8 protein-coding genes are annotated in these 9,180 nt (G+C 60.8%); 6 read left to right on the top strand and 2 right to left on the bottom strand.

What is annotated here, in order from left to right; genetic code table 11:
- Nucleotides 1-4: 4 nt before the first annotated feature.
- Together GBM95_RS02425 and GBM95_RS02430 are read left to right on the top strand one after the other, a co-directional pair.
- Nucleotides 5-697, top strand: a complete 693-nt coding sequence (locus GBM95_RS02425) for a response regulator transcription factor (protein ID WP_152157621.1) — start codon at nucleotides 5-7, stop codon at nucleotides 695-697.
- Nucleotides 698-700: 3 nt separating this feature from the next.
- Nucleotides 701-2,017: a sensor histidine kinase gene (locus GBM95_RS02430; protein WP_152157622.1), complete on the top strand. Its 1,317-nt coding sequence runs from the start codon at nucleotides 701-703 to the stop codon at nucleotides 2,015-2,017.
- 76 nt (nucleotides 2,018-2,093) lie between these two features.
- Here the strand turns inward: GBM95_RS02430 and dcuC are convergent, their stop codons facing one another.
- Entirely contained in the window at nucleotides 2,094-3,467 is a 1,374-nt protein-coding gene (dcuC, locus tag GBM95_RS02435) for a C4-dicarboxylate transporter DcuC (protein ID WP_152157623.1), read from the bottom strand.
- A 178-nt stretch (nucleotides 3,468-3,645) separates the two neighbouring features.
- Here dcuC and GBM95_RS02440 point away from each other — a divergent pair, with 178 nt between their 5' ends.
- Nucleotides 3,646-4,746, top strand: coding sequence for an adenosine deaminase family protein (locus GBM95_RS02440; RefSeq protein WP_152157624.1), 1,101 nt, complete (start codon nucleotides 3,646-3,648; stop codon nucleotides 4,744-4,746).
- Between the two features lie 76 nt (nucleotides 4,747-4,822).
- Here GBM95_RS02440 and GBM95_RS02445 read toward each other — a convergent pair whose 3' ends face one another.
- On the bottom strand, nucleotides 4,823-6,046 hold the full coding sequence (locus GBM95_RS02445) for an alanine racemase (protein WP_152157625.1): 1,224 nt from the start codon (nucleotides 6,044-6,046) through the stop codon (nucleotides 4,823-4,825).
- 148 nt (nucleotides 6,047-6,194) lie between these two features.
- Between GBM95_RS02445 and GBM95_RS02450 the strand changes: the two genes are divergently transcribed.
- From GBM95_RS02450 to GBM95_RS02460, 3 genes are read left to right on the top strand one after another with little or no spacing between them, the layout of a single operon-like run.
- Complete coding sequence (locus GBM95_RS02450) at nucleotides 6,195-7,040, top strand: helix-turn-helix transcriptional regulator (protein WP_193222543.1); 846 nt, start codon at nucleotides 6,195-6,197, stop codon at nucleotides 7,038-7,040.
- Nucleotides 7,037-7,420: a RidA family protein gene (locus tag GBM95_RS02455; protein WP_152157627.1), complete on the top strand. Its 384-nt coding sequence runs from the start codon at nucleotides 7,037-7,039 to the stop codon at nucleotides 7,418-7,420. Before GBM95_RS02450 ends, GBM95_RS02455 begins: the two co-directional genes overlap by 4 nt.
- Nucleotides 7,421-7,427: 7 nt before the next feature.
- Complete coding sequence (locus GBM95_RS02460; RefSeq protein WP_152157628.1) at nucleotides 7,428-8,525, top strand: threonine synthase; 1,098 nt, start codon at nucleotides 7,428-7,430, stop codon at nucleotides 8,523-8,525.
- The last annotated feature ends 655 nt before the right edge of the window (nucleotides 8,526-9,180 follow it).

The following is a 9,180-nucleotide window of genomic DNA, read 5'->3' on the forward strand; positions in this document are numbered from 1 at the left end:
TGTCATGGCGCAAAGGATTCTTGTGGTCGACGACAATCCGGACATCCGCGCGAACCTGCGCGACTGGCTCGAAATGCGTGGGTACGAGGTTTCGGGCGCGGCGGACGCGGAAGCGTGCGCGCATCTTCTCAATCAGGAGGGAGCCGATCTTCTGGTGCTCGACATCGGTCTTCCGGGCACGGACGGCGTCACGTTCCTCAGGCGCCTTCGCGAAGCCGGGGACGAGACGCCCGTTCTGATGCTTACGGCCCGCGATGCCATGGAAGACCGGGTGCGCGGGCTTTCCTCCGGAGCGGACGACTATCTCGTGAAGCCCTTTTCGCTTCTCGAACTCTCGGCCCGCATCGAGGCGCTTCTGAGGCGCGCCAACCGCGGCCGCGCCCATTCCATCAGGATCGGCCCGCTGGAACTCGACCTTGCGGCGGGCACCGTCACGCGTGACGGGGTCCTTCTTCGCGTCAACCCGACGGGGCAGCGGATTCTCAGGGAGCTCATGCGCGCGAGCCCGGGCGTCGTGAGCCGCGAGGCGCTCGAAAACCGGATCTGGGGGAACGATGCGCCGAAGTCGGACAGCCTCCGCTCCAACATGCATCTCCTCAGAAATGCGGTCGACAAGGGGTTCGACGCTCCGATGATCAGAACGCACCCCGGCTTCGGCTGGTCCATTGCCGCGCCGAAAGACGAAAGGAGCGAATAAACCATGCCCATCGCGCGCTTATTCGCCACTTTCAGGCGCCGCATGCGCGGGCTCTCGCAGCGCATCATTTTGTCCTTCGCGGCGCTTCTTCTTCTGACGGCGGCGCTCTACGGGAGCGCCATCTGGTTTGCAATCGCCTTCACGGAGGAGCACCTCGTTGCAGGGCTGCTTCGGGATGAACTGAGCTTTGCGGAGGAAACGCTTGCAGAAGGAAATGCCCCGAACGTTCCGCCGGGAACCGAGATTTTCGGCGACGACAAACGGCTCCCGCCCATCCCGGAGGCGCTGAAGGGCGTTCCGCAGGGCTTCACGGAAATCCTGGACGACCCGGCGCGGTTCGTCTGGCGGGAAAACAGGCCCGAGGGAACGATCCTCATCGTGCGCGACCAGAGCCGCTTTGAGGAAGCCGAAAAGGAGATTCTCCTCTTCACGGCGCTCTCCCTTGCCGTCGCCGGGCTCGCCGGCGCTTTAGCCGGCTGGTGGCTTTCGCGGCGCATCATGCGCCCGATTGAAAGGCTCTCCGACGCAGTGAAGCGCGCGTCGATAAGCAGCAGCTGGACGCCGATTCCGGAGGAGCTTCAGACACCCGACGAGGTGGGCGAGCTTGCGGCGATCTGCAGCCGGGCGCTCAGGCGCCTCAACGATGCGCTCGAGCGCGAGCGCGCCTTTACGGCGGATGCGAGTCACGAACTCAGAACGCCCCTCACGGTGATCGAAACGAGCGCGGAACTCCTCGCCGCCGGGAAGCTCGGCGAAAGAGAGCGCCGCCAGGTGGAGCGGATTCACCGCGCCTCGCGCGAAATGCAGTCCCTCATGGAAACGCTCCTCGAATTCGCCCGCGCGTCGTCGGGCAGGAGCACCGAGCCCCCCGATGCGGTGCGGGGCATTCTCCGCAACGCGTGCGATGTCTGGAAGCCGCTTGCAGAAGCAAAGGGCCTTGCCTTCGAAGCCGATTTTTCCGAAACCTGTCCCGGAACCTATTCGCCCGGCATGCTCGGGATCGTTGCGGCGAACCTTCTTCGGAACGCTGTGTCTTATACCAGTCGGGGCCGGATTCTTCTCAGGGAAACCTCGGACGGCTTTCTCGTTGCCGATAACGCTCCTCCCATCAAGCCAGAAGACCGGGAGCGGATTTTCGAAGCCTATGAGCGCGGCGACAGCCCGGCGGCTCCCGGCACCGGCCTCGGGCTCGCAATTGTGGCGAAGGCGGCCCGGCGATCGGGCTGGAAGGTGGAGCTTGAGAGCACGCCTGAGGGCAACATTTTCCGCGTGCGGGTCTTCGATACCGGAATCAAAGGCCTTCGCGCAGACGAGGCATAAGGATGCGAAAAAGCCCGGGCGCTTTGACGGCGGCTCCCGGGCTTTCTGTGCGTTATGCGAGGAAAAGAGGCTTCCGTTACATGTAGCGGATGAGCGAAATAATGAGGACCGCGACGAAGCCCGAGAGAAGCGGCACTGCGGTGCGCTTCACGACCATGAGGGGATTCACCTTGACCACCGCCGAAACGATGATCACCACGGCCGACACGGGCGAAACCGCGCGGATGAGGTTCGAGGTGTGCTGCATCGGGAGCGCCACCATCAGGGGGTCGATGCCGGCTTTCTCTGCGAGCTGCGGGATGAGTTCGATGAAGCTGTAGAAGACGGCGTTCCCGGAGCCGCTGATGAAGGTGATGAGCGCCGTAATGCCCGAGAAGGCGAGCATGAGGCCTGCGCCCGCGTTTTCAACGCCTGAGACGGAGGACGAAATCATGCTGATGAGGCCCATCGCGGAGAGGCCCGCCACCATGGTCGAGGCGGCGACGATCAGCACGACGACCTTAGAGAAGCCGTCGCCCATGCCGCGGAAGAAGAGGTTCACGTCCTTCATCGAGCCCTTCATGTTCTTCTTGCGCGCGAGTTCGGCAATGAAGGCGCAGACGAAGGAGAAGAGCGTGATTTCAACGAGGCCGATCTTGACCGACTTGAAGAAGGCCCAGAAGAAGATCGTGAGAATGAGGGGCAGAACCGGGAAGATCGCATACCAGACGGGGGCGTCGGTTTCATCCTCCCCGAGCTTCGATTCGTCGATCGAACCGGCGAGCGCCTTTCCGGACTCGAGGTCCTTCTTGTCTTCCCAGCGCTGCCAGAAGTAGTGCACGATGCCCATGATGATGATCGCGGGGATCGAGATCGGCGCATGGTGGTAGAAGACGTAGTCGACCACGTGCTCGAAGCCGAGGACGCGGGCCGCAACCACGTTGTCGCCGCCCAGGGGCGTCGGCACGATCGTTGCCGTCGTGGCGATGACGCCCGCAGCCGTAAGAGGCGACATCTTCGCCGCCTTCAGAACCGGGTAGAGCGTTGCCATCAGGATCACGGCAAGCGACGACGCGCTCGGGATGATGATCGAGAGGAGCGTGCCGAGATAGAAGACGAGCGGCACGAGCACGTAGGGCGAGTGGACGTGCGCGAGCGGCCGGCTCATCACCTTGATCACCATGGCATTGGCGCCGATGTGGGACATGTAGGCGGCAAAACCGAAGAGCGTGAGGATGATGAGGCCCGCGTTTGAATACTGGCGAACGAAGAGATCCTTGATCGCCTTGAAGGGATCAACCCAGGAGAGGCCCGAGGACGCCTTGGCGGCGAGCACGTCGTGCCCGAGGAGGAGCGCGGCGTACATGAGGATCAGCCCGGCGGCGAAAAGCACGACCTTGGCGTCGTAGTTCTTGGCAATGGCCCAGCCCGCAAGGACGAGCACAATGATGGATATCAGTGCGGCAAGCATTTGGGGAGAGAAATCGTGAGGGGAAAAAAGGGAAGTCGGGGAATATACCGCTACCCGATGCGCTCTGCAGGAAAAGTGCGCTAATCTCTCCGTTTTCCCGCGGCCCCCTGAAGCTTTCCCGATGCGGGCCCGGCTGAAAGTTTTCCCCATCGCATTCAAAAGAAGTCCCGAGGCACTCATGCGCAGCACAAATCCCGGTTTTGTTCCTGACTCCCCCTTCAGCCGGAAGCTTCCGGCCGAATGGATGAATTTCTTCTCCGAATTCCCGAAGGCGGAGCTCCACTGCCATCTTCTCGGCACGACGAGCCGCGAAACCTTCATCGACCTCGTGCGCGACTCCGGCGCCCCGGTTTCCATGGAGGAAATCGAAGGCTTCTATACCCGCGGCGAAAAGCCCGTCGGGGTGCTCCGCATCTTCCGCGCGCTCGAAGCCCACATTCTGAAGAAGCCCGAATACCTGAAGCGCATTACCGTCGAGCATATGGAATGCGTTTCGAAGCAGGGCGTGCGCTACATCGAATTCTTCTGGAACTGGACGGGCCTCAAGCACTTCATGACCTTTGAAGCCGCTCAGCGCGCCATCTGCGAGGGTCTTCGCGAGGGCAAAGCCCGCTACGGCGTGATCGGGCGCCTCGTGCCCTCGATCGACCGCGAGGCGACGCCTGAGGATGCCGTTGAGCTCGTCAGCGAAATGATCGCGCACCGCGAACCCGAATCGATCGGTCTCGGGATCGACTACCGCGAAACCAACCACGAGCCCGAGAACTTCTGGAAGGCCTACTTCATGGCGCGCGATGCAGGCTTTCACATCACGGCGCACGCGGGCGAATTCGGCGAACACTGGCGAAACGTCGAAACGGCAATCGACCTTCTCAAGTGCGAACGGATCGATCACGGCTACACGATCATCGACAACCCCGAGCTCGCCGCGCACGCAAAGGCGCTCGGCATGCCTTTCGCCGTGGTGCCCACCAATTCCTACTACCTCAGAACCTTCACGGACGAGGAGTGGGCTCAAAAGCACCCGATCCGCCGCATGCACGAAATGGGCCTCAGGCTCTTCCCCAACAGCGACGACCCGACCATGCACCACATCCGGATCAGTGAATCCTGGTACCTGATGTTCAATTTCCTCGGGTTTGGGCTCGCCGACCTCCGCGCCATGGTGGAGAACTCCATCGATGCCGCCTGGGTGACGGACGAAGAAAAGGCAAAGTGGAAGAAGACGTGGCTCGCCGAGTTCGACCGTCTCGCGGCAGCGCTTCCGCCGCTTGATTGAATTGACGCGATTCTGAAATAAAGAAAAGCCCCGGGCGGATCCGATCGGTTCTCCCGGGGCTTTTTCGCGTTCTGGGTTAATCCCAGCCGCGGACGTGCTCGAGCACGTCGATGATGAGCCCGTTCTTCACGAGGAGCATGTATTTATAGGGCGCTGCCGTCGGGCAGGCGTGATTGGGGAGGATCCGGAGCCGCGTGCCGAGCGGGAAGTCGTCGAGCTTGCAGGCGGAATCCTCCGGGAGCGTGAGGATGCCGTGCTCCTGGTTCGTGCCGGTGAGAATGATGCGGCCGCCATCAAGCGGTGTCCCGAGCGCATCGCAGACGAGTCCGTAGCCGAAGTCGCGCTTCTGGCGCGCAGTGCCGCGGTCGCGCGACATGGCGAGGAAGCCGGAATCGAGGATCAGCTGATTCTTCTTCGTTTGTCTGCCGATGACGGTGGCGAGAACCGAACCCGCGATATCTTTTGATTCGCAGACGCCGAGGTTCGTCATGAAGAGGTCGAAAAGGGCGCAGACGCCCGCGCGGATTTCCGTGACGCCCGCTTCGCTCTTTGAATACATGAGCGTGGGGCTCGATCCCACGGAAACGATCTGGACCTCGAATCCGGCTGCCCTGAGGCGCCCGGCCGCCTTGACGATGCCGGCGCGTTCGCCTTCGGCTGCGGCCTCGATCGCTTCAATCGTTTTGCATTCATAGCTGTCGCCCGCGTGGGTGAGAACGCCCGCAAGCTTCGCGCCTCCCTGAAGCGCTTTTGCGGCATCAATGAGCTCATCGCACTCGGGAGGAAGCCCCGAGCGATGGCCGTCCACGTCGACTTCGAGGAGCACCGGGATTTCCGTCTGATGCTCCCGGCAGAAGTCCGAAACGGCTTTCGCGGCTTCCGTGCTGTCGAGGATGATCTTCAGATCAACGCCCAGCGACCGGATCCTCGCGACCTCTGCGAGCTTCTGAGGCGCTATGCCGACGGCGTAGATCAGGTCGCGGACGCCGTTCGCGGCAAAGTAGCGCGCTTCCGAAAGCGTGGAAACGGTGGCGGGGCCTTCGGGCGACGTCATCTGCCGCCGGGCAATCACGATCGACTTGTGGGTCTTGAGGTGCGGACGGAAAGCGACGCCGAGCTCACTGGCGCGGGCTCTCGCGCGTTCAAGGTTCTTTTCGAGCTTTTCGTCCTCAATCAGGAAGGACGGCGTCGGGACGCGAGGGTCATTGACGGAGAGCCCGATCAGAGACTGAGCCGGGTCGGGCGCGAATTTGCCGAGGGATTCGGGCGAAACGATGGGAAGAGCGTCGCTGGGGATCATTGCGGAAGACTCCTGTTGAGATGTATAAAAAATTCTATCACCAGGCAGGTTTCTGCGAGTATGAATGCGTGGTTCTCCTGCTAATTTCTGAAATAACCGTTTAATTTTATAGAGTTGCAATCCATAAAAAATTATGGAATACTGCTCGATGTTCCTTTCAGCCCTCTTCGGGATGCACGCAGCAGATATGCCTCAGCACGACAACTCTTCCTATGCGACGCCGGTTCCGGCCTTACTCGCCCCCTGGCGGATGACTGCCGATCTGGTGGCGCTTGTGGGCGGCACGCAGACGGAGGTCGTGCTCCATGATCTTTCAGATCCCCTTCATTCCGTGGTCTACGTCGTGAACGGCCATGTCACGAATCGCAAGATCGGGCAGGGCGTGAGGCACCTCGTCGAGGAGATGCTCCTTCGGGGCGAGCACCCTGAAAAAGGCGACCTGCTTCCGGTCTGGTGGTTCAGGCATAAGGACGAGGACGGAAACGAGAAGCTGATCCGTTCCGTTACGATGCTGATCCGCGGGGCCGAGGGGAAGCTCGCGGGCGCCCTCTGCGTCAATCAGGACGTGACGGCCGATGCAGCGGAGCTCGTACGCCTCGACTGGCTTCTTCCTCCGGAAATGAAGGCTCAGTTCGGGGAATCCTCCCTGGCCGCCGGTAGAGCGAAGAAGAATGTCCGCGAAGAGGGCCTTGCGGCAGGCGAGAGCGTTGCCGACGCCGTATTTGATCTCATCGACCGCATGGTGGATGAGGCGAAGGCAGCGCCGTCCGATTCGCCGCCCTCGCGCCCCGGGAGAAAGGCTTCGTGGACGCGTGAGGACCGGGTGAAGCTCCTTGCTTTCATGGAGAGCCGCGGCATCTTCCTCATGAAGGGAGCGCTCGAACACGCCGCCGAACGGCTTGGCGTCTCAAAGGTAACGATTTACAGCGATCTCGACCAGATCAGACGCATGGCGAAATTCAGCAAAACACCATACTGGAGGGGAGAAGAATGAAATTCATTGATCCTGGCTTCAAGGGAACTAATCCCGGCTACTACAGCGCAGCCGTCGTCTCGCACGGCATGCTTTATGTCTCCGGACAGCTTTCCATCAACCCGGACACGCGCGAACCCTGCACGGGCGGCATCCGCGAGCACGCGGCGCTTGCGCTCGACAATCTCGACCGGATTCTCAAGGCCGCCGGCGCCCGCCGCGATCAGGTGGTTTTCTGCCGCGTCTACACGCCCTCGAACGAATACTGGGGCGCGATCAATGAGGTCTACCGCGACTTCTTCGGAGAACATAAACCCGGCCGCGTTGTTGTCTCGACGACGCCGCTTCATTTCGGATGCCTCGTTGAAATTGAGGCGGTTGCTGAGCTCAATGAGGAGTAATTCAAGAATGCTCAACTACATCTGTACCTGCTGCGGCAGGAAAACCCCGGTGACGACCCGCGAGCCCACATGCTCCTGCGGCGGACTTTTCGAACTCGACTTCACGCCCCCGAAGTGGGACGACGCGAAAATCGACAGGAAGGAATGGAGCATCTTCCGCTACCGCGAATTCATGGCGCTTGACGGCGACGCCTGGCGCGGGGTTTCGCTCGGCGAGGGCCTCACGCCCACCGTGGAGATGAAGCCCGGCATGTTCGTGAAGGTCGACTATGCCATGCCGACCTTGTCCTTCAAGGACCGCGGCGCTGCTGGCCTCGTCTCCCACATGAAGTCGATCGGCGTCGCTGAATGCGTTCAGGATTCGAGCGGCAACGCAGGGAATTCCGTCGCCGCCTACTGCGCCCGCGCCGGCATCAAGTGCGAAATCTACGTGCCTGAAGGCACGAGCCCCAAGAAGATCGCGATGATCGAATCGCACGGCGCCAAAGTCCATGTGATTCCTGGGTCTCGCGACCACTGCGCCGACGTCTGCCGCGCCCGCGTGAAGGACGAAGGCGTCTACTATGCCAATCACGTCGTAAATCCCTTCTTCTATGAAGGCATGAAGGCCTACATCTACGAGGTCTACGAGCAGCTCGGACGCATTCCTGAACACGTGGTGCTTCCGGTCGGAAACGGCACGCTCTTCATCGGTGCAGTGAAGGCCCTTGAACACCTCCATGCCTCGGGCGCGATCCAGAGGTTCCCGAAGATTGTGGCGCTTCAGAGCGAATACTGCGATCCGCTCTATCAGGCGAGAAAGGAAGGGAAGGATGATCCCGTCTCGGTCGACGTAAAGCCCACGATTGCTGAGGGCATTGCGATCGGAAAGCCCCTTCGCGGCCATGAAATCCTCGACATGATGAAGCGCCACGACATCACGGTTGTGACGGCGCCTGAGGACAAGATCCTCGCCGCGCGCGCTGCGGTGGCTCGCGAGGGCTACTACATCGAGCACACGACGGCCGCCAACTTCGCCGCCTGGGATCGCTATTGCGAGCTCTACGGACCGGCGACCGATGTCCTCATCACGCTCTGCGGAGCCGGAATCAAGTCGGATCACTGATTCACTGAGTTCCGTTCTATCTGAGCATTTTGAAGCCCGGTACTTCTCTGCCGTTTGCGCGCAGAGGAGGCCGGGCTTTCTGCGTTTGCCGGGGCATGGAAGGAGGGCGGCAGGTTGAGCGCCAGAGTTGTCTGTAGACAACGTTGCTTTATCTGTAAACACTCATAACACTATGAAAATAAAGCAAACTGTTAGCAAGGGGTGAAATCTTCTGCGGCGGCAGGTTTCAGAAAAACTAGACTCGGATAGTCGCTTATAAACGACAGACTGATCTCGTCCGGGAGCGGTTTGTCGGGACTATTTGGAGTTTGAAATGAGGGGCTTCCATAAATTCGGAAAGCCAGTTTTTCCACTTCGCCGACAGTACCCAAAACAACGCCGAGAGCCTCAGCACCGATCCGATGTTGAGGCTTTTCTGTAGAGGCAGTTGTTAAGGGGGGTGTGTGAAGCGATCTCGGACGCCTCAGCCGTGTCGCCGCTACGTCGTCATGGGCATCGTGCGCTGCAAAGTCTCCTGTCGTGCGACGTTGTAGCAGAACACCGTCAGCCAGCTCAGAAAGTGCGTGCGCGTCATGCCGATGGTACGGACAATAGAGCCCTTCATGGTGCTTTCAACGTAGCCGAAGATGTGCTCAATACGGCATCTCGTTTTTGA

The organism is Sutterella seckii, from assembly GCF_009183815.1.
GTDB classification, from domain to species: domain Bacteria; phylum Pseudomonadota; class Gammaproteobacteria; order Burkholderiales; family Burkholderiaceae_F; genus Sutterella; species Sutterella seckii.